The organism is Chryseobacterium viscerum (assembly GCF_002899945.2).
In the GTDB taxonomy this organism is placed as follows: domain Bacteria; phylum Bacteroidota; class Bacteroidia; order Flavobacteriales; family Weeksellaceae; genus Chryseobacterium; species Chryseobacterium viscerum.
On sequence record NZ_PPEG02000001.1, the window covers coordinates 675,344 to 701,333 of the forward strand.

Below are 25,990 nucleotides of genomic sequence, written 5' to 3' on the forward strand. Positions count from 1 at the left end.
CTTATTGATTGTAGCATTTGCTTGTTATTCTCTATTTAAGGTGCTTAAAAAGAATTTTGCCCCTAAGAAATTCAGTTCCAAAAGAACAAACTGTGATAAAGATTGCGGCTGTTCTTAATATTGGGTTTATCGGATAATTGGAAAAAATAGAGTAAATTCATTTTTCTAATTTAAATTATTCGATTTGAATTTCTTAAAAGCAGGATTATTAATATTATTTTCTTCATTTTCCACGCAGGGAAAAGCACAATCCGATACCACAAATACAAAGTCCTATGCAGATCAGGTAATGATTCGCGTGAATCTTGATACCAATATCGAAAGCTATATTTTTTCAGAAGGAGAAGGGAAGAATGCAAATAAGACAATCCTGTCAATCAACAACAAAACCAAAACATCCCTTTCAGTCGATTATAGAATAATAAGTGCAACTCTATCGTTTTCATCCAAATTTTTGCAGGGAAATAATGATGATCACATGAAGGGCGAAAGCTCATACACCGATTTTAGCTTCAGACTCTTCCCCGGGAGATTCATTCAGAATCTGTATTATAAAAATGTTACGGGCTTTTATATTGAAAATATGAAAGACCTGTTCCCGCAATGGCAGGAAGGTCGGGATCCATACGTTCAGTTTCCTGATCTTAGGGTGCAAAGCTTTGGTGGATCCACTTCCTATATTCTTAATAAAAATTTTTCAGCAAGAAGTATCTACACACAAGGAGAATGGCAGAAGAAAAACAGTGGCAGCTGGGTTCCTTTTGTAGATTATGATCTTACTAATTTCAGAAATAAAATTGACGAAGTAAAAAGTAAAGAAACTCAATATAATATTGGAGGTAATATGGGGTATTTTTATAACTGGGTAATAGGGAAAAATGTTAATATTTCACCTTATTTAGCTATTGGAATAGGAGGTAAATTCTCAAGCTACCGGAACTTTCAGAATGGAGGAGCAAAAGAAAATGCTCAATATGCCACCATAAGAATGCAGGGCGGTTTGCATGTAGGGTATAATACGGACCGGTTTTTATTCGGGGGTAAAATGAATTTTAATACCTACGCCTACGATCAGAAAAACAATCAGGCAGTGGAGAATAATAACCTCTATGGCTTGTTGTATGTGGGATATCGTTTTGCACCACCGAAAGTTGTGAAAAATACCTACGATAAAATCCAAAAAAAGATTCCGGTTCTATAAGTTGAAAGGTCTTTTAAGTATCTTTGTCTGGTAAAATTTAGAAAACTATAAATTAAAAACATAATGTCGTTAATAAAATCTATTTCCGGAATTCGCGGAACCATTGGTGGAAAAGTAAATGATAACTTGACACCGCTTGATGTGGTAAAATTCGCTTCTGCATTCGGAACCTGGCTTCAGAATAATAAAAATAAAAAAGACCTTACCCTTATCATTGGAAGAGATGCCAGAATTTCTGGTCAGATGGTTTCTTCCCTGGTGACTGCAACGTTGCAGGGATTAGGAATTAATGTTGTAGACTTAGGACTTTCTACAACACCCACGGTTGAAATAATGGTTCCTGAGCTTAATGCAGATGGAGGAATCATCCTTACCGCTTCTCATAACCCAAAACAGTGGAATGCCCTTAAGTTATTAAACGAGAAAGGAGAGTTCATCACAGGTGAAAATGGAGCTGAAGTATTGGCTTTAGCAGAAAGTGAAGATTTCAACTATGCAGAAGTAGATGATCTTGGACAATATGAAACAAGAGAGGATGCTTTTGATATCCATATTAAGCAGATTCTGGATTTACCAATGGTAGATGCAGAAGCCATCAAGGCTAAGAATTTTAAAGTAGTTCTGGATGCTGTGAACTCTACAGGAGGTATTGCAATTCCTATGCTTTTGGATACATTAGGATGTGAAACGGTCAAATTATACTGTGAACCTACCGGACATTTCCCACATAATCCAGAACCCCTGAAAGAACATTTGGGAGATATCTGCGAATTGGTGAAAAAGGAAAATGCAGACTTAGGAATCGTGGTAGATCCGGATGTGGACCGATTAGCTTTGATCGATGAAAAAGGCGAAATGTTTGGTGAAGAATATACATTGGTAGCCGTGGCAGATTACTTGCTAAAGCATAAAAATGGTGTAGCAGTCTCTAATCTTTCTTCAAGCCGTGCCTTGAGAGATGTAGCACATACCCACAATTCTGAATATTTTGCAAGTGCTGTAGGAGAAGTAAATGTAGTTACTTTGATGAAAGAGAAAAATGCAGTCATTGGAGGAGAAGGAAACGGAGGAATTATCTATCCTGATTTACATTACGGAAGAGATTCTTTAGTAGGGGTCGCTTTATTTTTAACCCATTTGGCTAAAGAAAACAAAACTGTTTCTGAGCTAAGAGCAGGATACCCAAGCTATTTTATGGGGAAAAAGAAAATAGAACTGACTCCTGAGATTGATGTAGATGCGATCTTAAGCAAAATGGAGCAGGAATACAAAAATGAAGAAGTTTCCGTTGTAGACGGTGTTAAAATAGACTTTGAAAATAACTGGGTTCACCTTAGAAAATCTAATACAGAGCCTATTATCAGAATTTATACAGAAGCTAAATCTCAGGAAGAAGCAGATAAATTAGGAGATGACATCATTGCTAAAATCAAGAGTTTAATCTAAAAATATACGAAGAACGGACGCATTGTCCGTTCTTTTTTTATATCAGGAATGTTTGAAAATATCAAAAACAGGTTTCCTTTTCCTAAAGAAAAATGGAGGAAGTTTCTCGGCAGTTTTGAACGGATGGAAGTTCCTGCCAAAACTTTGCTTTTAAAAGAAGACGAAGTTTCCTATAATGCCTATTACATTGAAAAAGGCATGGTAAGAGCCTGGTATAATAATGATGGGAAAGACGTTACATTTCAGTTTTTCCTGGAGAATACAATGTTCTCGTCCCTTGAAAGCTTTAGAAAAGGATTACCAAGTATGGTTTCATTTGAGACCATAGAACCCTGTATATTATACAAAATCAAAAAACCTGATGTGGAAGCTTTCTTAGAAGAAGTGTATGAAAATCCTGAGCTCAGAACTCTGTTTATGGATGCTCTTTTCGAAAGGGTGTTCGATTATATGAAGCATTTCTTTTCATTTATTAAAGATACACCGCAGCAACGGTATATCAATCTGGTCAAAACCAAGCCGGAGATCATCAGAAGAGTTCCCCAGCATTATATCGCTTCTTATCTCGGGATTACAACGGTACATCTCAGCAGGATAAAAAGTAAAATCCTGAAAGAAAATCCTTAAGAGGTGGGAAGTGGGAGGTCAGAAGCAGGAAGTAAAAAAAAACACTGTATAACTTCGGACTCATCTTAAATACGATGTCCGCAAAGAATAATGTCCTTAATTGAAGAGGATCGCAAAAGCGTTTCACTCAGCAATGTTGATTGTTCATTGCTAAACGAAGTGCCTTAACGAACACATAATACACAATATCCTATTCCTTAGCAACCTCTGTGTTTCTTAACTTTATTACCCGCTTTATAAACTCCCAGCCTCCCTCTTCCAGCTCCCTTTCCTAAAACTGATAACAAATGTTATTGCTTTGCTGGGGTTCCCGGTAATAATTTTGTATAAAAATTTAGAGCAATGAAAGCAGCGGTAATATTCGAAAAAGGAAAGAGTCCTCAATATGCAGATTTTCCGGAGCCGGAAGCAGTAGCGGAAAACGAGGTTTTAATATCAGTAAAAGCAGCATCTATTAAAAATCTTGATAGGGCAAGAGCGAGTGGAAATCATTATTCCACGGAGAAAGAAGAACATAAGCCCACCATTATTGGTTCAGATGGCGCAGGATATCTTGAAAACGGAGATAAAGTTTATTTTTTCAGCAAAAAAGGGACCGTAGCAGAAAAAGTGGTGGTCGATAAAAAGATGACTGTTCCAATCCCCTCAGAACTGGACTTTTCTATAGCAGCAGCATTACCCAATGCGGTGATGGGATCTGCAATGGCATTAAGATGTAAGGCAGGCATACAACCCGGAAATATAGTTCTGATCAACGGAGCAACGGGAATCACTGGGAAGATCGCTGTTCAGATTGCCAGATTATATGGGGCAAAAAAAATTATTGTTACCGGAAGAAATGAGGAAGCTTTACAAGCCTTGCTTGAACTGGGGGCTGATGAGATGATTTCCCTCAAAGCAGACGACCATGATTTTAAACAAAAAATAAAAGAAATTCATAGCGAGACCCCTATAGATATTATCCTGGACTATATCTGGGGGCATTCCATAGAAATGATCCTGACTGCTCTTAAAGGAGACGGTACATTTTCTCACCATTCAAAACTCGTTACCGTAGGCGGAATGAGCGGAGATACTATTCAGCTGTCTTCACAGATTCTCAGAGGAACCAATATTCAGATTTCGGGATCAGGATTGGGAAGCTGGACGAAAGAAGAATCAGCGCTTCTCTTTTCGGAAATTATTCCTGAAATGTTTCAGGCAGCTTTAGACGGAAAAATTAATATGGAGACGGAAAATGTTGATATTAAGGAGGTTGAGTCTGTATGGAATGGGTATGTACAAAGCGGAAAGCGGCTTGTTATAAGAATTTAACCCCAATTTGCGTTTTTTTATCCACAATCCTTTTATTGGTTTTCTTTTTTTACTATTTTTATAATAGAAATTAATGAAATGGAAAATTCAAAAAAAAGTTGCAACTTTGCATAAATATTTGAATATCAGTTTCAGATGTATTATTAACTAAAAGTTTGCCGAGGTTTGTAAGCAAATTCAGACATTGGGCCGACAGAGAGGACACTATTGGAAGAGTATTTTGGAAATGAGCTTGTAAAAAAGTTCGAGGAAATGATGGAAAACAATGACGAATTCTACTTCGATACCGAAGAATTAGAAGACATTATTGTTTATTATTTGGAGCTTGGAGATTTTAATTACGCTGATATGGCGGTTACTTATGGTCTGAAGCTTCATCCCAATTCATTGGATATCAAGATTAAAAGACTTGAGATCCTTTTGGAGTGGGAAGAGTATAATGCAGCGAAAGAATTAATCAATGAGTTAAAAGGTGCTTCTATGGAGAACACAGACTTTTTGGTTTGCTACGCGAAGTATTATTCGAACCTAGGAAATCCTAGAAAATCCATTGAAATTTGTAAAAAAGCTTTGACATTAGAGGAAGAAGAAAACTTTCTCCACAACTTTATTGCGGATGAATATGTGAATCTTGGAGATCCTTTTAACGCTCTTAGACACTACAGAAAGGCACTTAAAGAAGATCCAACGGATGAATATTCGCTGGAAAACTGTATGGTGTGTTTCAGTGAACTGAATAAGAACGAGGAGGCTATTGCCTTTCTTAATGAATATTTAGATGAATTCTCTTATTCTGAAACCGCATGGTTTGAGTATGGGCAATTCTATTTCAACAGAAAAAATTATGATGAAGCGATAAAAGGCTATGATTATTTGCTGGCAATCAACTCTACTTCTGTAGGGGTATATGCCAATAAAGCAGCCTGTTATGAAGCTTTGGGACAATACCAGAAGGCAATCGAGACGTATGAAGAGATGCTGGAACTGGAATATACGAAGGCATTTACTTTTTATAAGATCGGACTATGCAATAAGGCATTAAAAAATCCTATTTTAGCTTTAAACGCATTCCAGAAATCATTGAGAGAAGACCCTCAGTTTTATCTTGCGATGATGGAACAGTCTTATCTTTACGAAGAAATGGGCGGAATGTCTGAAGCATTGCATTATGCCAAAGAAGCCACCCAGCTGAATGAAAACAATCTTGATTATCAAAAGAGATTGGCTTTCTTATTCATCGATTCAGGGAAATTTGAAGAAAGTCTTTCCTGTCTTAAAAAACTCGTAGATGCTGAGCCCACAAGGTTCTACAACTGGTATGCCTATTCAGAAGTTTTGATGTTGGTAGGAGAGTATGAAGATGCGGTAACGGTTTTGAATAAAGCGTTAAAAAATCACCACAGAGCGGAACTGTTTTATCAGTTAAGCAACTGTTTTTTTAACCTGAAAGACCAGGATAAAGGGATGGATGCACTTCAGAAAGCATTAGACCTGGACCCTTCTTTAGTGAAGGATATGCAGAAAAAGTACCCGTATATTAAAGATGAGGTGAAAAAGGCTAAGGCAAGTAGAGTGAGAAAAAAGAACTAGATTAATCTAAAAACAATAAAAAACCTGCAGAAATGCAGGTTTTTTTTATTGATAATTGTACTCGTACATAAATCGATCAGGAGTGCTGGTCATTGGGTTTCCATTGATGTCAAGCGTTTGTCTGCTTTCTTCAGATGGATAACCGGCCGTATTAAATGTTGTGGTATACTTATGACTGCTGGTTCCGGTTCCAGTTCCGCCTCCGGCAGTCGTATTGGTGAACTGTCCTTTATAAGTACTTAAGCTGTTCTTTATATTCGAAAACAACATGCTTACCCCATCACTGCTTTCATTTCCATTGAATATAATTTTGTCAAACCCTTTTACATTTTTAAAAGGATAGTTTTTATCCGTATAAGTATAGGTCTCTTTTTCTGTGTAAGTAACGGTATTTCCATTGACGATTCCGGTTCCCGATCCTACGTTGCTTACCATGTTTCCATTGTTGTATGTAAACACACTGTTGATGGTAGAAGAACCTGCAGTTCCTGAGTTCGTTTGTCTTTTCACATTGATCTCTGTAGTACTCGTATACGTATAGGTAAATGTAACCGTGTTTTGTACGGTACCGGTTGTAGAATATTCCTTAGTAACTGCTGAGGCCATACGCCCGCCGGAATATCCGTATTCAACCGTACTTTCAAGAACGTTATTTTCGTAGTTTTTGATGCCGGTAACGTAATCATCAGTATAAGTGAACTCAATTCTTTGTCCATGATTAATGTTGTTAATCATGCTGATGATTTTTGTTCCGTTGTAATTGATTTTCATGACAATACCATCCTTATTCATTTTTGTAGGAAGGATTACATTTTGAGTGGAAGGATCACTGTTGTCAAAAGGAGTATCCTCAGAAGAACCAGAACAGGAAAGTGTAGATAAGGCTATAGAGCCATAAAGTAGAATTTTTTTCATAGTTATAAGTTAAATCAGTCAAATATAATTTAATTTATAACATGATTTTACTTTTTGGGATTTGTTCTTAAAAATATTAGCCCTGCAATGATAATTCCAGCTCCTGCAAACTGTAGGGAAGTCATCTTTTCATCGTCTAAAATTCCCCATATAATAGCTACAATAGGCATTACTAAAGTAACAGTGGACGCAAAAAGTGGAGAAGAAACTTTCAGTAGACGATAATTCATCATCATCGCCAGCCCGGTTCCGAAAATGGAGAGGAGGCCAACGAACATCAACCCAAGCAAATTATCCCTGGAAAAACTAAATTCTGAGAAGAATCCGGTGCTTGTCAATGCAATAACGGAAGGAAATAATAAAACAAACGAGAAAACAAATGCAGACAAAACTGTAGAAGAAACCTCCATAAGCTTTGATTTTACCGTAGTTGTACTCAAAGCATAGCATAAAGTGGCCAATAATAACAACAGGATTGGAATCATTTTAAATTCCCCGCTGTCACCCCCTCCAAATGCCAGAATACAAACTCCCGTGAAGCTTATTAATATTCCTATAATCTGCTTTTTTGTGGTTTCAAACTTCCATACCAGTGCCCCTACAATAATCACAAAAATAGGCATCATAGAGTTGATGATTCCAGCAATACTGCTGCTTATCTCAGTCTCGGCAATGGGAAAGAGAAACATAGGAATGAAGTTTCCTGTAAAAGCAGCCAGAATCAACCATTTCAAATGCTTTTTCGGGAAAAGCTTATAGTTGGAGATGGCAATTGGAAGTAAAATAATCCCGGCAATAAGAACCCTTAAAGATCCTACCTGAAACGGATTAAAATGTTCCAGAGATTTTTTGATCAAAATAAAGGATGATCCCCAGATGATGCTAAGGATAACCAGAAGAATCCATTTTTCTTTATCTGCGTTCATTATTTTCGTGTAAGATTTTTAGAAATTCTTTTTTAGCAATCATTTTTGCACCCAAGCTTTCCAGATGTTCGGTATGAGATTGACAATCAATTAATTCAAGGGTGTCTTTGTTGCTTTCTACAAAATGTATAAATCCTGCTTTGGAGGCATTGCTTACTTTAGCAAACATACTTTCTCCACAGAAAACATTTCCGATCTGCAATCCGTAAAAACCACCCACAAGTTCTCCATTCTGCCACACCTCAATGCTTTTGGCCAAGCCATACTCATGAAGGGTAATAAATGAATTCATTAATTCATCAGAAAGCCATGTTCCAGACTGTCCTTTTCTGTTGGTCTGCTGGCAGTTCCTGATCACTTCCCTGAAACTCTGATTCTCTGAAAAAGTAAAAACATTCCTATTTAATATCTTTCTCATTGATTTTGAGACTTTTATTTCTTCGGGAAGAAGAACGAACCTCGGATCAGGGCACCACCATAGAATCTCTTCATCAGGATTGTACCAGGGAAAAATACCCAGCTGATAGGCAAACCAAATACGTTCTACAGACAGATCACCTCCGAAGGCAATCAGCCCGTCATGCCCGTCATAGAGCTCAGGATCAGGAAATGAAATCTCGTTTTCGTCTAATCGAACCATTTTTTAGCAAAAAAATCCTACTTCAAAAAGCAGGATTTATATTTGATCTTTTATTCTTTTAATTAAAAAGGTAAATCATCGTCATCGTCACCAGCAAACGGATTCTCGTTAGAAACCGGTGATGCAGACTGCTGAGGCATTGCCTGAGTAGGTTCTGAAGCATTGTCAAAAACCTTCTCTATTTTCCACCCTGTAATAGAGTTGAAATATTTAGTTTCACCCTGAGGAGAAACCCATTCTCTCCCTCTGATATTGATTCCTACTTTTACGTTTTCTCCTTCTTTAAGGTTATCTAATAAACTGATCTTATCAGATAAAAATTCTATGTTTATAGGCTGTGGATACTGTTCTTGAGTCAAAATAACCATTTCTCTTTTTTGAAATCCGCTCGCAAATGTTTGAGCATCAAAAAGTTTCTTTACCGTTCCTTGTAATTCCATATCGTAAATATTAACGATGTAAAAGTAAGAAAATGAAATGTAATAAAAGGGGTCGTGAAAAAAAAATGTGGAAATTTTAATTTTTTTTTCGGAAAAGTTTGCTGGTAAAGGAAATTGTCCTATATTTGCACTCACAAAAAAGAAGCAAGCTCTTTAAAACTTACAATATAAAAAAACCAGCGGATGTGGTGTAATTGGTAGCCATGCCAGACTTAGGATCTGGTGCCGTGAGGCGTGGGGGTTCGAGTCCCTTCATCCGCACTATGCGAAAATAGCTCAGCTGGTAGAGCACAACCTTGCCAAGGTTGGGGTCGCGGGTTCGAATCCCGTTTTTCGCTCCACACCATGCCCTGGTGGTGGAACTGGTAGACACGCAGGACTTAAAATCCTGTGTCCGCAAGGACGTACGGGTTCAAGTCCCGTCTGGGGTACAAGACCCTCTGTAATATCTTACGGAGGGTTTTTTGTTTTAATAGAGAGTGTTCTTTAAATAAAAAGTCTTATATTTGTAAGAAATATAGCCTGAATCTGTAAATTCAGATCAGAAAATCAGCGGATGTGGTGTAATTGGTAGCCATGCCAGACTTAGGATCTGGTGCCGTGAGGCGTGGGGGTTCGAGTCCCTTCATCCGCACTATGCGAAATGACTCTTTCGAGAGTCACTGAAAAGGTTGGAACACTTAGTTCGGATCTTTTTTTTTGCCCACACCATGCCCTGGTGGTGGAACTGGTAGACACGCAGGACTTAAAATCCTGTGTCCGCAAGGACGTACGGGTTCAAGTCCCGTCTGGGGTACAAAGTCCTCTGTAAGAAATTACAGAGGACTTTTTTGTTTACTACCTATACATTTTCTCTTCCTGTTTTTATTTAAATAAAAAACCGTCTCACAAGCGGTGAAACGGTCAAAAATATATTGAGAGGTGATTAGTTGCCTAATTCAAGCTGATTTTTTACAAGACTGTAGTAATCTGCTTTTCTGTTCACAAGCTCCTGGTGGTTTCCTTTTTCAACAACGGCTCCGTTTTTCAGAACGATAATCTGGTCTGCATTTTTTACGGTACTTAAACGGTGTGCCACGATAATTACCGTTTTTCCTTTGAAGAATTCCTGCAGGTTATCATGAATAATCTTTTCATTTTCGGCATCCAGCGCAGAGGTTGCTTCATCAAATAATATAAAATGAGGATTTTTATAGACCGCTCTTGCAATAAGGACTCTTTGTTTCTGACCTCCGGAGATTCCGTTGCCGGCAGCCCCGATTTTGGTACTGTATCCTAATGGCAGATTATCGATGAAAGAGGAAATATTAGCTACTCTTACTGCATTTTCCATTTTTCTGGTGTTGATCTCTACTTCACTGGTGGCAATATTTCTTTCGATGGTGTCTGAGAAAATAAAACCGTCCTGCATGACAACACCATAGTTTTCTCTGACACTTTTTGGAGATAGCGTTAGAATATCGTCCTCGTTGTAATGAATGGTACCGTGAGTTGGATTATAGAACTTCAATAACAGTTTCATTAATGTCGTTTTTCCGCTTCCGCTGGCCCCTACAATAGCAGTGACTTTACCTTCAGGGATAAACAGATTGACATCCTTTAAAACAAACTGAGATTTTGGACCTTCATATTGAAAAGAAACATTATTTAAGGTAATTCCTCTTTCTTCTTCTGAAGAGGGACTATTGATTTCAAGGGCTTTCATTCCTTCTTTCTCCTCTTCTTCGTGATTCTGAACTTCATTTAATCTTGAAAGGCTCAGTTTCGCATCCTGTAAAGAACGGAAGAAAGAAATCATTTGGTTGACAGGAGAGTTGAGCTGTCCGATGATGTAAGATATCGCCAATAGCTCACCAATAGTCATATTTCCTTTTACAACCTGCAATGCCGCAAAGAACGTAACGAAAATGTTTTTAAGCTGATTAAGGAACTCAAAGCCTGAAAACTGATACTGATCTACTTTTAAAATACGAAGGGTTGTTTTGAAAAGTTTATTTTGAATACCTTCCCATTCCTGTCTTTTATAGTCTTCGAACTGGTTCAATTTCATCTCAGAAACCCCGTTCAGAATTTCATAAACACTTTCCTGGCTTTGTCCTTTTTCTCTGAATCGGTAATAATCGAGGATTTCTCTTTTTTTAAGCCAATATTGAGCCCAAACCAATGATAATGCTGTCAGAGATGAGTAAATAAGAACGATTGTTACATTATAATACCAAAGCACTCCGAAAAACACAAGGAAGGTAACCATAGAGAAGAAAGTCATAAGACTCTGAGAGGTAAGGAAATCTTCTATTCTCTCGTTATCCTGAATTCTCTGGGTAAAATCTCCCTTCATTTTGGTATCAAAAAATCCCATCGGAAGGAGAAGCATCTTTTTTAGGAAGTCTGAAATAATGGAAATACTAATTCTGGTTCCGATATAAAGCATCAGCCAGTTTCTGAGAATTTCTATCGTAATGCTTCCTAAATATAACACCACCTGAGAGATAAGAATGATTGTAATCAAATCTACATCTTTCGTGTTAACTCCTTTATCTATAAGTGTTTGTGTGAGGAAAGGAAAGACAAGGCTCAGGCAGCTTCCGATAAGAAGCATACCAGACAAAAAGAGAAATTTGCTTTTATGCTCTTTGAAATATTTCATAGCAAAAGAAATACTCAATTTATCTTCTTCCGGGAATGTCTGCTGATAAAAACTGTTGGTAGGACTTACGAAAAGAGCGATCCCTGTTTCACCGTCTGACAACCAGCTTTTAAGAAAATCTTTTTCGTTCAGCCAGATCATTCCATGGCTTGGATCGGCAATTCTATACCGTTTTTTTCCTGTGATAAGGCTTTTCTTTACATCAAGAAGGACAACGAAGTGGTTTTTATTCCAGTGAAGGATACAAGGCAGGCTGCCGTTTTCATCCAAAGTCTGTAATGTAAGCTTGGCAGGATAAGTTTCAAATCCAATATCTTCACATAGTTCACTGATACTCAGTAAGCTAACTCCTTCTCTGGATAAGTTGGCATTTTCTTTTAAAAAATGTAACGGAATCTGCTTGCCAAAGTAGGAAGCCACCATTGCGATACATGCAGGACCGCAGTCCATTTGGTCGTGTTGAGGGATAAATTTTAGCTTCATGATACTAGATATTTTCTTTTGCCGATTTTCATTTTATAATACTTCTCTACAATTCCGTAGATGATCAGTTCGTGCATTCTATGTCTGGATCTGATCAGCCTGTTGATATGCATATGAATAAAACTGCTGACTAATCTTTCTTTTTGAATGGTCTTCAGATTCTCTATTTCTCTGCAGTTTTCTTTGATGGAACTGACAAATTCTGAGAAATAAGGGCTGTTGTCTGTTTCTACAATCTCGCTGATGATGTTCAGGTTGTTTCTGTATTTCAAATCGAGTTGCTTCTTAAGGTTGCTGTCTACATTAAACTCCCGCTGAAACTGAGTATAAAGTTTGTTGATGACTTCATATCGCTTATCCAGATCCAGGTTGAAGACATTGAAGTAGGTATCAATACTTTTGATGGTGTACAGCCAAAGATCATCGTTATTGGGTATGTTTTTCAGCAGATTAACGGTCAGTTTGCTGTCATAATGGAAGATGTGTTCTGCGGCATCAATAAATTCACCTTCATATCTTTCATATTCTCTGTCATAGGTTCCCATTTCCACTTTATTAATGATTCCTTCGCTGATGTATTTATCAAAATAATCGTTGAAAGTGGTAATGATCTGAGCGGTATTGGTGAGTTTACTGTCATTGATTTCCAGTCTCAGTCTGATGTGATTATCAGGGTCGCTGTATCTGATGTAGAACCACTTTTTGATCAGTTCTTCCTCACTGAGCTGAGGCAAAAGATCCGGGAAGACGTCCTGTAATATTTTGTCTGAGAACTTGTTGCCGCAATAGATTTTATAATACAGCCACTTGTTTCCAGGAATAAACTTATTATCAGAAATATTGATATTGAAAAGATGATGGTCAAGCTCTGTTTTAAATGCTTTATAATTTCTGTTGATCATTGGGATGACAATCTCGTTGTTGAATTCGTCGGTCTTAAGATCGTAAAGACATTCTGTAAGGGTTACCATTTCTTTGGATCTTAGCTCATCAACCAGGAATAATAAAAGGTTTTCATTTTCCGCATCGATCAGTAACTTATTGTCTCCCTGAGAAATAAAGAAATATCTGTTGACCTTTTTATCTGAAAGATATTCTTTTATCGTTTTAATGCTTTCAGTATTATTTTTAGTCTTTACTCCTGATACTTCGTTCTGGTATAATCTCCATAATGCCGGAGTAAAGATGATGTCTTCGCCATACGTGATACGAGGAATATAATCATACATCAGATAGTTGGTATCTCCAATGTTTAAAACCAATGCAGAGGAGACATCCTGGTGCTGAAGGTCACATAAAAACTGATAGACCGGAAGCGAATTATAATCAAAATTGTGGGCGGTAGAATGGAAGATTTTAACCTCCTTATTCAGTCCTTTATGGAATAATACAACTCTTTTATCAATCATTTTAATATAAAGATCCGTCAGGGCTATTGTATTTTCCGAAGCTGAAGGTTTGGTAAGAAAGGAAAGCTGATTTCCTCTTTTCACCTGTCTCAGTAAGATATTTCCGACTCTGTTGTCCGGTAAATGAAGCAGCTCTGCGTAGATAAAATGATCATCATTCTGTTCTTCTTTGATAATTCTGTTCATTGGAGCCAGGATTTCTTCGTCTTCATTGGAAAATCTGGCGATAAGATTGGTCCCGCTTGTTCCGCCTACAGAAGAGATTGCGATTTTATCAGAAACCTTTTCAATCATTACGGACAGAGATCTTGCAAGGCTTACTTCTTCCGTATTCTGAAGGCTGTCGATATCGTGCTGGCTAAGGTCTATCGCTGTATCTCCATTGATATTGGCTTTGTTGATGAGTCTTCGCCAGAATTCATGAATTTTTTTATTGTAAGTGATAGAAAATGAATCATTATTAGAATTAGGCCAGCTTAGAGTATCCAACAGGGAAGAAAAATCATTTTCATTGTTTTGCTCCTGAATGTATCCGATGCCGCTTTCATTATCCAATACTTCCACCAAAGGCACCAGGCTTTCTTCATATCTTGTGTAAAAAGCAGATTTAAATTTTTCTAAATTTTCATTCACCGTTTCGCTTCCTTTGTCCCAAAAGCAGGTTAAGGTATTGATTCCCTTTTTGATTTTGGAAAGATCTTCTCTGGTAACAGGTGAAAAGTCAAGATTTCTTTTTAAAGATGAGTTGATCAGATATTTTCTGTCATACAAAATCGAAAACTGGTTAGCAAGTGCGAATATCTCGTTGTAATATTCCTGAGCTTGCCCTATTCCTGAGTTCAGCAATTCCATATAGCCATCCATTTTGATGAGGGTTTCCAGATAGGTATCGAGCTCAGGATGGATCCCTTTTTTTGAACTTAAATATTGGATGATCTGATACAAAGGAGAATGTTCGTTTAAGCAGATGTCAAAGCCGCTTTTAAAGAACTGGGCATCAATCAGGCTGAAAATGTAATATTTGGCATCTTCTTCAGAAACTCCTTCCACATTTTCTGCCACCAAGGCAACCAGGCTATCAAAAGAATAAGATTGGTCAGCTATGGTATCAACCAGAAAATCCAGAAGTTCATCTTTTTCCAATGAGCTTAAAGTGTAGACTCTTTTTTCATTCTGTATTGTAGTTTCGATATATCGGTAATAATCACCTAACTTATAGATCGAGTCATTAAGTTCATATTCGTGAACTTCCGGAAAGTCTCTGTTGATTAATGTTATAACCTGAAAAAGGAAAGATAGATCCAGGGTAGTATACCGATGGATAGCATTCATATTTCCTGCTTCAATATTTTTGTTTTCTGAATTGAGTTCAAAAGCAGAGTGGGAAGCAAATGTTCCGAACGGAGTAGATCTGGTAGTAATTCTGATGTAGTATTTCAGAATAGAATTATTGATTTTGTTTCTCTTTACCAGAGATAAAGAAGGGTCGTTCTGGCACAATCTTGCCCATTCGTTATACAGCTCATAAGAGGCTAAAAAGATAGATTCTCTGAACACTTCATCATTCCACAATTCCAGTACGAAATGATCAAGATCTGCCGTATTTTTCGGTATATTATTATATTGTTTGAATGAGTACAAAGAGTTCCTCATAAAGCCAATATTGATGTTATCTAACTGCGTTTTCATGTTGAATAGATTGTAAGTTGTAGTGATTGCTTATCGTTTCAGCGTTTTCTATTTTCTTGTCACTGTCGGGTTCTGTATCATATAAAATGAATTCATCGACGGACAGTTTTTCATCCAGTTTTTCAATCAGCTCAAAAAGCTCTTCAAAATTGAGGTTGAGAATTTTGAATGATTCGGATTCATCGGCATCGGATTTTATTTCGTTGACTTCCGAAAGATTGATGGCCAGTGCCAGCGATATTTTAGGAACAAATCCGTTTTTCTGTACAAATGAGTTTCTGTATCTGTTGATCTCTTCTTTTTTATCTTCAAGATCTTCAAGGAATTTTCCGCTTCCGTGAAATGCTGATACACAATAATTTGAGTGTAAGCTGATGGCGTCATCCAGATTGTTCAGAGAAGAAGAAAGATACCAGAGATCGGGGATCAGTCCGCCGTACGGAGGGATTAAAATTCCTTCTTTTTCGTTCTTTTCGGCTTCAGAATAAAACAGTTCGTGAATTTCGTGGGCATTTTCTTTGAAAACCACCCCGGTGCCTCTTTCAAGGATATCCGGATTTAAAAGGTTTTTGGTGTATGTGCTTTCAGGAATTCCTTTTGATAAACCAAGGTCTATTCTTCCGTTGAATATATTATTGATCAGTTTATAATTGGTAGCGACAGCGTAAGGAGAATAACTGGGAACTGAAGTTCCTGCTGATCCTACTCTTATCTTTTCTGTCATTCCGGCGATCATGGCAATCACAATATCCGGATTTGAAAATGCAAGATTCTTGAGGTGAGAATAATGATGCTCTGCCAGCCAGAATCTGCTGTATCCTAATCTCTCTGCATGAAGGGCATAATCAACTACATCGTTAAGAGCTGTGATGGAATCTTTGCCGCTTCTGTATCCTAGTTCTAGTAATCCTATGCTTTTTGTTTTCATGTTACAGTAAAAATTTTAGGTATTTAGTTTTGTCGATTTTATCATTCAGAGTAATCAATGCTCCGGTTTTCCCAAAGAGCAAAGAGCCGTCCTGCTCAGTAAGGGGTTGATCCAATTCGTTTTCCAGGATTTCCAGTGATCTTTTCACCCAGAAGTTTTTGGCCTGTTTATAGTCCGGATGAGCATCTTTTTTATTGATCTCGTCATAGAGCTGTACAAGTCCAGAAGTTCCGTGGCAATACTGGATAAATTCTACGCCCGTATTGGCCATTACTCTTCTTTTTGTAGTTTCTAAACCCAGTTCATGGGCCATATCTCTGTATCTTGTTTCCTGCAGTGTTTCTCCTGTTTTATAAAGAAGATAAGAGAAGGAGAGGTCACTGTTGCACCAGCAAAGTCTGTTGTTGTGGAAAGGCTTCAACAGATTTTCTGCTATTTTGTAATTGTATGGTTTATATATTCTGGCGTTTTCTACTTCGTGGACATCAAAATTGGAAATAATGAAATCCAGACAGGTGTTAATAATATGCCTTGCTTTTTCCGTCATTACCGGAAGGCTCAAAAGATTATTAACAATAGAAAGATAGCCATAGTTGAATCCTAAATTAATACCATCTGCATAGCTGTCATTCAGCTTATTTTCAAATGGGATGGGGTGGGAAATGCATTCATCATAAAGAAGATCTACAATTTCGCTGCTGTACTGTTCATTTCTGATGGTGTTGAAGTAATGAAGATTTCCTATCGGCCCATCAAAAAAAGTATAATTGTCTTCCTTCAGCATGGTAACGGATTGCTGGTAGATCAGTTCTCCGATGTCAGTAATCTGTTCATCAAAGTCATCTTGTATTAATCCGTCTTTTTTTAATAAATCCAGGATAATGCCCAATCCGGTCATTCCTTTGGATAGATTCGGGAGTGTATATACGTTGCTCTCTTTTTGCAGATTGCCATTCTCAAAGACTTCTTCAAGGATAGCTCCTACCTTGTTTACATAGATATCATTTCCGGAGATTTGATATTGTGTTAAGAAATAGAGCAGCAGTCCCAGTTTTCCATAAAGCAATCCATCAGGTAAATTTCCATAATCAAAATCAAGAAGTTTTTGATCGTATTCATGAAGAATGGTCGTAATATTTTGAGATTGTAGAGTTTCCATTATAGATCGTAATTATAGAATGAGACGTAGTTGTGATTGGTTTTAATGACATTGTTCATCAGGGTAATCCCGATTCCTGCTATGCCTTGGCCCAGGGCCATATTGATGTTGTCAAACTCTGCATTGTAATAGGCTTTAAATCCTGCCCATTTTTCACTTTCATTATTTTTTGATTGAAGAAGATGCTCGTGCCAATATTCTTTGGCTTCCAAAAAGACATCCTGCTCAGTAAGATGATAGATTTTTTTGTACAAGGCGGATAATCCTGCGGAACCATAAATGAGTCCCGGCTCCAGGATGGCAGACTGATCAGTATCTTTAAATTTTGTAGTGTTGATCAATATTTGTAATCCTTTGTCGCAATACTCTTTATGTTCTAAGAGAACTCCGGCGTTATAAAAAGTATAACCAATTCCTATTTCACCGTAAGCGAGATTGTGATAATCTATGTAGACGTCTTCAAAGGCATTGAACGGGAAAAGTGTGATATTGTCCGTGTTGCTTTCTTTGCAGTTCCATATGAATGATAGTCCTTTGTGAATGAGCTCCAGAGATTCCTGGTTGTAGATGTTATTTTTATAAAGGAATAACAAATAGTTGATCACTCCTGTGGTTCCATGTCCTAAACCTAGTTCCACATAAGGATTTTCTTTATCCCGAAGATCAAATTTCCAGTAGCTTCCGCTTTCATGAGGATGAGCAAGCTCAATGATTTTATTCAGCGTTTCGTCTATCAGATGTTTTTTGCCTTCAAGATTTCTCAGTACAAAATATTTGGCAAAACTTGGAAAACCGCTTGTTAAGTCAAGATCTCCTTTCTCTGTTTGCTGGATCAGTATTTCTTCCAGAATTTCATCTATATTCTCCAGTAAAGAATCAATTTCGCTGTCTAAAACTTCTTCCTGTTTCAGGAACATAAGATATAATCCTAGCTCTCTTATTTCGTCATTAAAATGAAGACTTTTATAATCTTCTGTTAAAACAGACAGAGACTTCTCAATGTAATGGGTTACCAGTTCTAAAGATTCCGATTCTTTGGTCATTAGATAATGATAATAATAGAACATTGAAGCACTTAGAATCCCGTTATTAAGACCGATTCCGGTAAGGGAAGTATCTTTTTTGCGGATACATTCTTCTATTTCTGAGATGATTAGTTTTTCTTTTTGCATGATCTGAGAGCTATGAGATTATATAATTTTTTTTAAAAGAGGGAGGTCTGTCAAAAGTTCTCCCTCTTTTATAGGAGTAGATTACTTTCTTGTTTGTACCACAGTGTTTCCACCACAAGAACATTGTCCACAAGACTGAGCTGCAGCCTGAAGACTGTTAACACCTCCTTTTAGGCTATTCATTTGCTCTTCCTGAAGTTTGCTGATTTGCTCTTTGTTGATTTGAAGACCCTTAGTTAATTTCATTTTGTTCATGATGTTTGATTTTAATTGTTATTGTTTATTGTAAATGTGATTGGGGAAGCTTATTATTGAGCTGCTCTTGTTTTTACGATTGTGTTTCCACCGCAAGAACACTGTCCGCAAGACTGAGCTGCTGCCTGAAGGCTGTTAACACCTCCTTTAAGGCTGTTCATTTGCTCTTCCTGAAGTTTGCTGATTTGCTCTTTGTTGATTTGAAGACCTTTAGTTAATTTAATTTTGTGCATGATATTTGATTTTTAAATTGTTATAAATATTTTCGGATTTTTGTGAGAATTACTTAGCAGCTCTTGTTTGTACCACTGTATTTCCACCGCAAGAACACTGTCCGCAAGATTGAGCCGCTGCCTGAAGGCTGTTAACACCTCCTTTAAGGCTGTTCATTTGCTCTTCCTGAAGTTTGCTGATTTGTTCTTTGTTGATCTGTAATCCTTTAGATAATTTCATTTTGTTCATGATGTTTGATTTTAAATTGTTATTGTTTATTTTAAATGTGATTGGGGAAGCTGATTATTGAGCTGCTCTTGTTTTTACCACTGTGTTTCCACCGCAAGAACACTGTCCGCAAGATTGAGCTGCTGCCTGCAGGCTGTTAACCCCTCCTTTAAGGCTGTTCATTTGCTCTTCCTGTAATTTGCTGATTTGCTCTTTGTTGATTTGTAATCCTTTAGTTAATTTAATTTTGTGCATGATGTTTGATTTTTAAATTGTTATTGTTTATTGTAAATGTGATTGGGGAAGCTGATTATTGAGCAGCTCTTGTTTTTACGATTGTGTTTCCACCGCAAGAACACTGTCCGCAAGATTGAGCTGCTGCCTGCAGGCTGTTAACCCCTCCTTTAAGGCTGTTCATTTGCTCTTCCTGTAGTTTGCTGATTTGCTCTTTGTTGATTTGTAATCCTTTTGTTAATTTAATTTTGTGCATGATTTTAAAATTTTAGTATGGTTAGTTCTGGTTATCTTTTCAAGTCATAAAACCTTTATTGGACCCTACTTGCAAGTATATATTTGATTAATTAATTCTGTTTCTTTCGTCCTCGTTTCCGAAGTTTCTCTGTTGTTCAGATTTTAGATTCTTGTTTCCGAACTTGTAGCTTAAAGAGACTCTTACCCCTCTTGTGTCACCATAGCTGCTGAAGTCTGTTTTTACACCATTCGATTCATAAGTGATCACAGGACGCTGGCCGTTCAAAAGATCCATACCGGTAACGGTAAGTGTCAGTTTCTTATCCAGGAGCAGGAATTTCATAGAAACATCCAGAATATTCATCGTTGAAATATGAAAGATCTGATAGCGTCCCGGAAGCTGCAGCCCATAATTGGCACTGACGAATATGGTTTTAGACTTATTCAGTGTGAAGTCATTATTCGAATAGAAATAGGCATTATACCCGTCTATCGAGCTGATGAAATCTGTTTTGGACTTTACCTTCTGGTAATTGACATTAAACCCTGTAAAGCTGTTCCACCACAACCATTTATTAAAATTGTAATACGTAGAAACCCCGATCTGATAGGTGTTGGCATAATTCAAAGGCGTGCTTCTTGTGATATTGGTATTCTGATCCAGAATGGCAAGATCCTGGCTGAAGTCTGATACCTGAGAATAATACACTGAGGATACCCATTTTTGATTTCTTACATATGAAAACTCAATATTGTCTATTATTGACGGCTTCAAGAACGGGTTCCCTTCCGAATAATAATAAGGGCTGGTGCGTACCACAAACGGATTCAGATAATCGAAATTCGGTCTGCGGATTCTTCTGCTATAGTTCAGTGAGAAAGAGTTTTTATCATTAGGATTATAGGTCACATACGCTGTCGGGAACAATTTGACATAATCATTTTTGTTGGTTTGATTAAGATTATGCGAATATCCGGTCGTTTGTGTAGCCTCCATCCTCAAACCAGCCTGGGTTTCCCATTTTTCACCCAGCTTTTTGCTTGCAGAAACGTACAACGCTTCATTATGCTCTTTATAATTAAAAATATTAGACTGATCTGTGTTTAAAACAGGCGTTCCGGTTTTGTGATCCAAAACGACAAGGTCATTATTGGTATTCGTATAGGTATATTTTCCTCCAAAGCTTAAAGAAGCCCATTTCAACGGCATTTCCACATCCACTTTTCCGGAATAGTTTTCAATACGGTTCACGTTGGTATTCGTGGCTGAGAAAAATTTTCCAGGAAGAATATTTCTTTGGGGATCCAGCTCATTTCCTGCATAAAAGTTGTAATCACTTTTTTTGTAGTGGAAATAATCAAAATCAGTGGTGATTTTTGTCCCTGCAGAATCTACTTTAAAGGTGTTGTACCAGTTAAGAGAATTCATATTAGGCTTATTGTTGGCATCCACATCAGACGTAATGTATGAGTTCACGGCTCCTGAAGGATTAAACCTTGAGGTGAAAGGACTGTTTGATGAGGTATTTCTGGTAAAACTGCCCAGATATTTTGCTCCCGTTGTCCATTTATCCGATATTTTGTAATCAATGCCAAACCCCAGCCCGAGATTGTTCTCTTCAGATTTATTTTTGACATTCAGGATCCATAGTTCATCCGGATAGTAAATCTTACTGTCAGATGTAGTGCGAAGCCTTTGGGAATTGGTATTGGCGGTTATTTGTAATGACAGCCTGTTGCGGTTGTAATTAAATGCTCCCTGAAGGCCTCCTCCTGCATAGGTTTTCTGGGTGTAGTTACCCCCGATATTGGCATTCCAGGAATTCGCCTTTCCTTTTTTCAATTTGATATTGATTAGCCCACTGTCTCCTTCTGCATCATACTTTGCCGGTGGAGTAGTGATCACTTCAATAGACTGAATATTATCTGAAGGAATAGATTTTAGTAAGCTTGACAAATCATCCGGGGACATTCTCTGAATACGATCGTCAATCATGACCAGAACTTCACCCTTTCCAACAATAGAAACCTTTTCATCCTGAATACGAACCAGAGGAGTCGTTTTCAAAGCATCCAATGCCGTTCCTCCTGTTGCCGCAACCGAATTTTCTACATTGAAAACAAGACGGTCTATTTTTCTTTCAATCAGTTTTTTCTTTTTTGTCAGACTGATCGCCTGAATCTCCTGGCTTTCTTGCTGACTGTCTTTTATCGTATAGCTTCTTGTAATTTCACCTTCAATATTTTCATTTCCTTCGTATACTTTGCTTCCGTTCAGGAAAAATTCCATTTTATAAGAATCAGCTTTCGGAAGTTTAATGGAGAAAAGTCCGTTTTCATCAGTGATCGTTGAGAACTTATCATTTCCTGCCAACAGGATCACTTCTACATAAGAAATATTTTTTGCCTTTTCATCAGATACTTTACCGGAAATACTCTGAGCATTAAGATGAATGCCCATTCCTAAAAAGGATAATAACGGTATTAAGTATTTCTTTGTCATGTCTTTTATTTTATATTTCAAATGTAGAATGTTGCGTTTTGAATGTTGCTACACGGAAGTGTAGTTTTAGGCGGTTTGTTTCAATACTACACTTTGGTGTAGGGCGCTCACCTGCTGTGTTGATATCAAATGACAGTTCTTATCAAAGAAGTTTTTCAGTCCATTATAAGTAAGCATTACAGGAATTGTTTCAGACCCCAGATAATGAATAGGTTCAGCCAGTATAACAGCTTCTATTCCCATAAGCTTAAGAACTTTCAAAAGCTTGGCATCACATTCAGCAATGGCAACAGAATTTTCATTCTGACAAACTTCATTAAGCGCATATGCCATTAACGTTTTGAAAATTCCAAAGCCTGTTTTATCAATCCCTTTTTTGATAGCAAATCTTCCGATGTGCCAAATGTTGGTTGTTTTATTTTTGATAAAAGAAGATGGATTGATCTGGAAAAGTTTTTCCAATGGAAGGATATCCTTATGATTCCATTTAAAAACTCTTATAGAACCATTGATCTTACCTTCGTGATCTCTGGAGACAAAAACCTTAGACTTTTTAAAGTTCTTTTCCTCATGATAGATATCCTCTACTTCAGCCTTAAACTGATCCGTATCAGAATAACTTTCATGATGATTAAAGTTTTCGGTAACAACAAATTCTGCTAATTCGTATAAGTTTTTATTACTTAAAGAATAAAAGTTAAGATGTTCCATATTTTTTTTATCTTTATAGTAAAATTATTACACTGAATAGTGGGATATGCTACACTTTAGTGTAGATTCCTTAAAGTCTACACTAAAGTGTAGTAACCTAAAAACTGTACCTTAAAAACTTAACTATGGAAGAGATTGGTAAATTCTTTTCGAAAAAAAACAGCATTGATGCGATCTCAGAGTCAGAGAATCATCAGACATCTGATTACCTTGAGGTGATTAAAGCCTTTGCCAGGATCACTTATATGAGTTTGTATGTCATCGATTATCAGAAACAAAATTTTGAGTATGTCTCAGATAATCCGTTATTTCTTTGTGATCATACGCCCAAAGAGGTAGAAACAATGGGGTATGCTTTCTATTTCCGGCATGTGAAAAAAGAAGACCTGGATCTGTTGTTTAAAATCAACGAAGTAGGGTTTGAATTCTATGAGAATCTGCCCGTGAATGAGCGAAAGCTATATACAATTTCCTATGATTTTCATCTAGTCAATGAAAGTAAAAATACCATCCTTATCAATCACAAGCTCACCCCGCTTTTCTTATCTTCAGAAGGCAAAATGTGGAAGGCGATGTGTATTGTATCACTATCCCATAATCATGCATCCGGAAATATTTCTATTGTAAAGCAGGGAACAGATGAGATCTGGAATTATGATCTGAAAGATAACAGATGGATCAAAGAAGAGAAAGTAAAGCTCTCGGAAAGAGAAGCAGAGATACTGAGGTTATATGCCCAGGGACTTACCATCAATGAAATTGCCGATAAGATCTACGTGACAGGAGATACGGTGAAGTTTCACCGACGAAAATTATTTGATAAAATGGGCGTAAGTAATATCACAGAAGCATTATCTTATGCAACCAATTATAAACTGATTTAAATTCCTGATATTTATTCGGAGATAGCGTTCATGTAAAACTGGGGAAAGGTTTTATAAGGTTTTCCTGTGGCTATTTTGAACATTACATGCGTACACATTCCGGCAACAATCCATGAAGCGATCGCTAATTGAGGAGGAGGAAGATTTTCTTTTTCGTTCTTATAATCGTCAATAATATTTTCAAGCCACTCATTGGGAGTTCTCCAAAAGCGAAGATAGCCCGCAATGTATTCTACCATTTTGAGTTCATTAAAATTATCATCAGAAAGAATGTCTAGAGGAAGACCATTAGGCTCCAGAACAGCCACCAAGCCTCCCCAGCCAAGATTATAGGGATGCAATACATGCATGTCCTTTTCCTGACATATTCTGTCGAAGACCACAGGGATATTGCTTGAAAAATCCAGTGCGTTGATCGCAATATCATGGTTGCCTATAATTTCATGAACATTATCCTGGGTGATAAATTCGCTCCGGTACTGAATATTGGCATCAGGATTAATGCTTTTCAGACGATGGTACAATGTTTCTGCTTTATAGGAAGAAATATCCTGATGGGTATAGTTTTGCCGGTTCAGATTAGACTGCTCAATGGTATCGCCATCCACAATGGTGATATTTTCAAAACCAAAACGCAAGGCACATTCGGCAATATTGCTGCCTATGCCACTTCCTGCCAGTAAAATAGAGAAGTTTTTTATTGCTGTTTGCTCTTCTTCCTGTACGTATAACCTGTTTCGAGAATATTTTGTTTCCATTGCTTCTATTTTGAAACAAAAATAGGTTTAAACGTCTTAATTTCGACTACACAACAGTTTAGTTTTAGGTCTGAAAATCAAAATAAAAGTGTGCAAAACATACATTAAATATGGGGTTTGACACAATTACAATATTTTATTATTCAATAATTGGTGATTAATTTAATGGTAGAAGCCATCTCAGTTATTTTACCATTCAAACGCTGTTGAATTGATGATTTAGTTTTTGAACTTATTTTCAAGATTTTCCAGTCTTTCAAAAATACCTGAGAAAATATTTTTATCTGCCGTAGAAACGTACCCTACAATCTTATAATATTCCTGATTATCAGTGTTTTTGGGTTTTGTTTCAGAGGCGTATTGCAGGCTGCCATCTTTATATACCAATAGACTAGATAAAGGATTGTTTTTCAGATCTGCCTTATTTAAAAATAAAACGTCTCCATAATGATATTCAGGAAGCAATTGTTTTTCAGGAGTAAATTCATAGACCAGATCAACAGATGCTAATATTTTTTGCAATATTGGTGCGTTGGGATTATTGTTGTCCGTTTTTGCCTGAACTTCTTTGCTGTTCTGAATAGCCAATTCCGGGAAAAGCATAAGCTGATCAATGTCAGATACACTTACCAGTTGATTTACCTGTAAAGGCTCAGTGAGTAATTTATCAAGATTAAGGTTAAAATGGTGGGCTACTTTTAATATCGTTTCGATTTTGGGTTCGGCACGTCCTTCCTCATAAGAGCTTATGACTCCTCTGTTTAGATCAAACATGTCTGCAAAGGCCTTTTGGCTAAGTCCTTTCACCTGTCTTATTTTCTTAATATTAGTTCCAAAGAAGCTCATTTTTGTCTAATCTTTTTTGCAAAGATAGAGAATCTGAAATAAATAATTGCTAATAATATTTGCATTTTGGAAATTTTATTTTATATTTGTGTAGACGAAAATAAAACACTAAACCAGCCATCATGAGAAATCAAATATTCAGTACGGTCAAAGAGTGGTTGCTAGATTATGAGTTTAACATCACGTTGGAGGATGAAGCTCAGAGAATCTTAATCATTGAAAAAGAATCCAACGGGATAAAAAACATGATCCTTATAATATCAGACTCTATTCTGATTATGGAACAGTTTCTTTTTGAAATCAAAAACCCATCAGAAAAAATATTCCTGAGACTGCTTCAGAAGAACAGAGATATCGTTCACGGCGCATTTGTACTGGACGGAACCGGAAGACGGGTAATTTTCAGAGATACACTACCAACCGATAATATGGCTCAGAACGAAGTAATGGCCTCTATCAATTCACTGGGAATCCTTGTAGGAGAATTTACAACCGAAATGCTTGAAATGAGTAAGTAATTCACAAAAGATATTTA

General features: G+C 37.1%; 25 protein-coding genes and 5 tRNA genes. 12 read left to right on the plus strand and 18 right to left on the minus strand.

The features are described 5' to 3' along the window. Positions 1-184 precede the first annotated feature (184 nt). The 5 genes from C1634_RS03115 (at position 185) to C1634_RS03135 (ending at position 6,178) form a co-directional block, all read left to right on the plus strand. Positions 185-1,201 (plus strand): DUF4421 family protein, encoded by a 1,017-nt coding sequence (locus tag C1634_RS03115; RefSeq protein ID WP_103231576.1) that lies wholly within the window; start codon positions 185-187, stop codon positions 1,199-1,201. A gap of 63 nt (positions 1,202-1,264) precedes the next feature. Further along, complete coding sequence (gene glmM / locus C1634_RS03120) at positions 1,265-2,647, plus strand: phosphoglucosamine mutase (protein WP_103231575.1); 1,383 nt, start codon at positions 1,265-1,267, stop codon at positions 2,645-2,647. A gap of 48 nt (positions 2,648-2,695) precedes the next feature. After that, positions 2,696-3,274: a Crp/Fnr family transcriptional regulator gene (locus C1634_RS03125; RefSeq protein ID WP_103231574.1), complete on the plus strand. Its 579-nt coding sequence runs from the start codon at positions 2,696-2,698 to the stop codon at positions 3,272-3,274. 342 nt (positions 3,275-3,616) lie between these two features. After that, positions 3,617-4,588, plus strand: a complete 972-nt coding sequence (locus C1634_RS03130; RefSeq protein WP_103231573.1) for a quinone oxidoreductase family protein — start codon at positions 3,617-3,619, stop codon at positions 4,586-4,588. Between the two features lie 207 nt (positions 4,589-4,795). Continuing rightward, the gene (locus C1634_RS03135; RefSeq protein ID WP_109737876.1) at positions 4,796-6,178 is read left to right on the plus strand and encodes a tetratricopeptide repeat protein; all 1,383 of its coding nucleotides are present in this window, start codon (positions 4,796-4,798) and stop codon (positions 6,176-6,178) included. A 45-nt stretch (positions 6,179-6,223) separates the two neighbouring features. Here the strand turns inward: C1634_RS03135 and C1634_RS03140 are convergent, their stop codons facing one another. The 4 genes from C1634_RS03140 to C1634_RS03155 all read right to left on the minus strand — a co-directional run bounded on the left by C1634_RS03140 (position 6,224) and on the right by C1634_RS03155 (position 9,099). After that, entirely contained in the window at positions 6,224-7,093 is an 870-nt protein-coding gene (locus C1634_RS03140; RefSeq protein ID WP_103231571.1) for a hypothetical protein, read from the minus strand. Positions 7,094-7,140: 47 nt separating this feature from the next. Next, on the minus strand, positions 7,141-8,019 hold the full coding sequence (locus C1634_RS03145) for a DMT family transporter (RefSeq protein WP_109737877.1): 879 nt from the start codon (positions 8,017-8,019) through the stop codon (positions 7,141-7,143). Next, positions 8,006-8,659, minus strand: coding sequence for a leucyl/phenylalanyl-tRNA--protein transferase (gene aat / locus C1634_RS03150; protein WP_109737878.1), 654 nt, complete (start codon positions 8,657-8,659; stop codon positions 8,006-8,008). Before aat ends, C1634_RS03145 begins: the two co-directional genes overlap by 14 nt. A 62-nt stretch (positions 8,660-8,721) precedes the next feature. Further along, positions 8,722-9,099, minus strand: a complete 378-nt coding sequence (locus tag C1634_RS03155; protein ID WP_103231586.1) for a DUF3127 domain-containing protein — start codon at positions 9,097-9,099, stop codon at positions 8,722-8,724. A 179-nt stretch (positions 9,100-9,278) separates the two neighbouring features. Here C1634_RS03155 and C1634_RS03160 point away from each other — a divergent pair. From C1634_RS03160 to C1634_RS03180, 5 genes are all read left to right on the plus strand, one after another. Continuing rightward, positions 9,279-9,360, plus strand: a tRNA-Leu gene (locus C1634_RS03160). Positions 9,361-9,364: 4 nt separating this feature from the next. After that, a tRNA-Gly gene (locus C1634_RS03165) sits at positions 9,365-9,440 on the plus strand. 6 nt (positions 9,441-9,446) lie between these two features. Continuing rightward, a tRNA-Leu gene (locus C1634_RS03170) sits at positions 9,447-9,530 on the plus strand. A gap of 121 nt (positions 9,531-9,651) precedes the next feature. After that, positions 9,652-9,733, plus strand: a tRNA-Leu gene (locus C1634_RS03175). Positions 9,734-9,811: 78 nt separating this feature from the next. Continuing rightward, positions 9,812-9,895, plus strand: a tRNA-Leu gene (locus C1634_RS03180). Positions 9,896-10,024: 129 nt separating this feature from the next. Here the strand turns inward: C1634_RS03180 and C1634_RS03185 are convergent. The 12 genes from C1634_RS03185 to C1634_RS03240 all read right to left on the minus strand — a co-directional run bounded on the left by C1634_RS03185 (position 10,025) and on the right by C1634_RS03240 (position 22,967). Then, positions 10,025-12,229: a peptidase domain-containing ABC transporter gene (locus tag C1634_RS03185; RefSeq protein WP_109737879.1), complete on the minus strand. Its 2,205-nt coding sequence runs from the start codon at positions 12,227-12,229 to the stop codon at positions 10,025-10,027. Further along, the gene (locus C1634_RS03190) at positions 12,226-15,327 is read right to left on the minus strand and encodes a lantibiotic dehydratase (protein WP_103231567.1); all 3,102 of its coding nucleotides are present in this window, start codon (positions 15,325-15,327) and stop codon (positions 12,226-12,228) included. The genes C1634_RS03185 and C1634_RS03190 overlap by 4 nt, the downstream gene beginning before the upstream one ends. After that, positions 15,308-16,255 carry an LLM class flavin-dependent oxidoreductase gene (locus C1634_RS03195; protein WP_103231566.1) on the minus strand — a complete coding sequence of 316 codons (948 nt, stop codon included), beginning with the start codon at positions 16,253-16,255 and terminating at the stop codon, positions 15,308-15,310. Before C1634_RS03195 ends, C1634_RS03190 begins: the two co-directional genes overlap by 20 nt. A gap of 1 nt (position 16,256) precedes the next feature. Continuing rightward, positions 16,257-17,414 carry a lanthionine synthetase LanC family protein gene (locus tag C1634_RS03200; RefSeq protein ID WP_103231565.1) on the minus strand — a complete coding sequence of 386 codons (1,158 nt, stop codon included), beginning with the start codon at positions 17,412-17,414 and terminating at the stop codon, positions 16,257-16,259. After that, positions 17,414-18,586 (minus strand): lanthionine synthetase LanC family protein, encoded by a 1,173-nt coding sequence (locus C1634_RS03205; RefSeq protein ID WP_109737880.1) that lies wholly within the window; start codon positions 18,584-18,586, stop codon positions 17,414-17,416. The genes C1634_RS03200 and C1634_RS03205 overlap by 1 nt, the downstream gene beginning before the upstream one ends. An 81-nt stretch (positions 18,587-18,667) precedes the next feature. After that, positions 18,668-18,832, minus strand: a complete 165-nt coding sequence (locus tag C1634_RS03210) for a class I lanthipeptide (RefSeq protein ID WP_175579922.1) — start codon at positions 18,830-18,832, stop codon at positions 18,668-18,670. Between the two features lie 62 nt (positions 18,833-18,894). Beyond that, on the minus strand, positions 18,895-19,074 hold the full coding sequence (locus C1634_RS03215) for a class I lanthipeptide (RefSeq protein WP_076595230.1): 180 nt from the start codon (positions 19,072-19,074) through the stop codon (positions 18,895-18,897). A 49-nt stretch (positions 19,075-19,123) separates the two neighbouring features. Then, the gene (locus C1634_RS03220; RefSeq protein WP_109737881.1) at positions 19,124-19,303 is read right to left on the minus strand and encodes a class I lanthipeptide; all 180 of its coding nucleotides are present in this window, start codon (positions 19,301-19,303) and stop codon (positions 19,124-19,126) included. A gap of 54 nt (positions 19,304-19,357) precedes the next feature. Continuing rightward, positions 19,358-19,537 carry a class I lanthipeptide gene (locus C1634_RS03225; protein ID WP_076595229.1) on the minus strand — a complete coding sequence of 60 codons (180 nt, stop codon included), beginning with the start codon at positions 19,535-19,537 and terminating at the stop codon, positions 19,358-19,360. 55 nt (positions 19,538-19,592) lie between these two features. Beyond that, complete coding sequence (locus C1634_RS03230; RefSeq protein ID WP_076595230.1) at positions 19,593-19,772, minus strand: class I lanthipeptide; 180 nt, start codon at positions 19,770-19,772, stop codon at positions 19,593-19,595. 87 nt (positions 19,773-19,859) lie between these two features. After that, entirely contained in the window at positions 19,860-22,256 is a 2,397-nt protein-coding gene (locus C1634_RS03235) for an outer membrane beta-barrel family protein (RefSeq protein WP_109737882.1), read from the minus strand. Positions 22,257-22,322: 66 nt separating this feature from the next. Beyond that, the gene (locus C1634_RS03240; RefSeq protein WP_103234628.1) at positions 22,323-22,967 is read right to left on the minus strand and encodes a hypothetical protein; all 645 of its coding nucleotides are present in this window, start codon (positions 22,965-22,967) and stop codon (positions 22,323-22,325) included. Between the two features lie 125 nt (positions 22,968-23,092). Here C1634_RS03240 and C1634_RS03245 point away from each other — a divergent pair, with 125 nt between their 5' ends. Next, positions 23,093-23,851, plus strand: a complete 759-nt coding sequence (locus C1634_RS03245) for a response regulator transcription factor (protein ID WP_103234627.1) — start codon at positions 23,093-23,095, stop codon at positions 23,849-23,851. Between the two features lie 11 nt (positions 23,852-23,862). On the opposite strand, the gene C1634_RS03250 is transcribed toward C1634_RS03245, so the two are convergent. Beyond that, the gene (locus C1634_RS03250) at positions 23,863-24,609 is read right to left on the minus strand and encodes a ThiF family adenylyltransferase (RefSeq protein ID WP_103234626.1); all 747 of its coding nucleotides are present in this window, start codon (positions 24,607-24,609) and stop codon (positions 23,863-23,865) included. A gap of 219 nt (positions 24,610-24,828) precedes the next feature. After that, positions 24,829-25,455, minus strand: coding sequence for a helix-turn-helix domain-containing protein (locus tag C1634_RS03255; protein ID WP_103234625.1), 627 nt, complete (start codon positions 25,453-25,455; stop codon positions 24,829-24,831). 122 nt (positions 25,456-25,577) lie between these two features. On the opposite strand from C1634_RS03255, the gene C1634_RS03260 reads away from it, so the two are divergent. Next, entirely contained in the window at positions 25,578-25,973 is a 396-nt protein-coding gene (locus tag C1634_RS03260) for a type III secretion system chaperone family protein (RefSeq protein ID WP_103234624.1), read from the plus strand. The last annotated feature ends 17 nt before the right edge of the window (positions 25,974-25,990 follow it).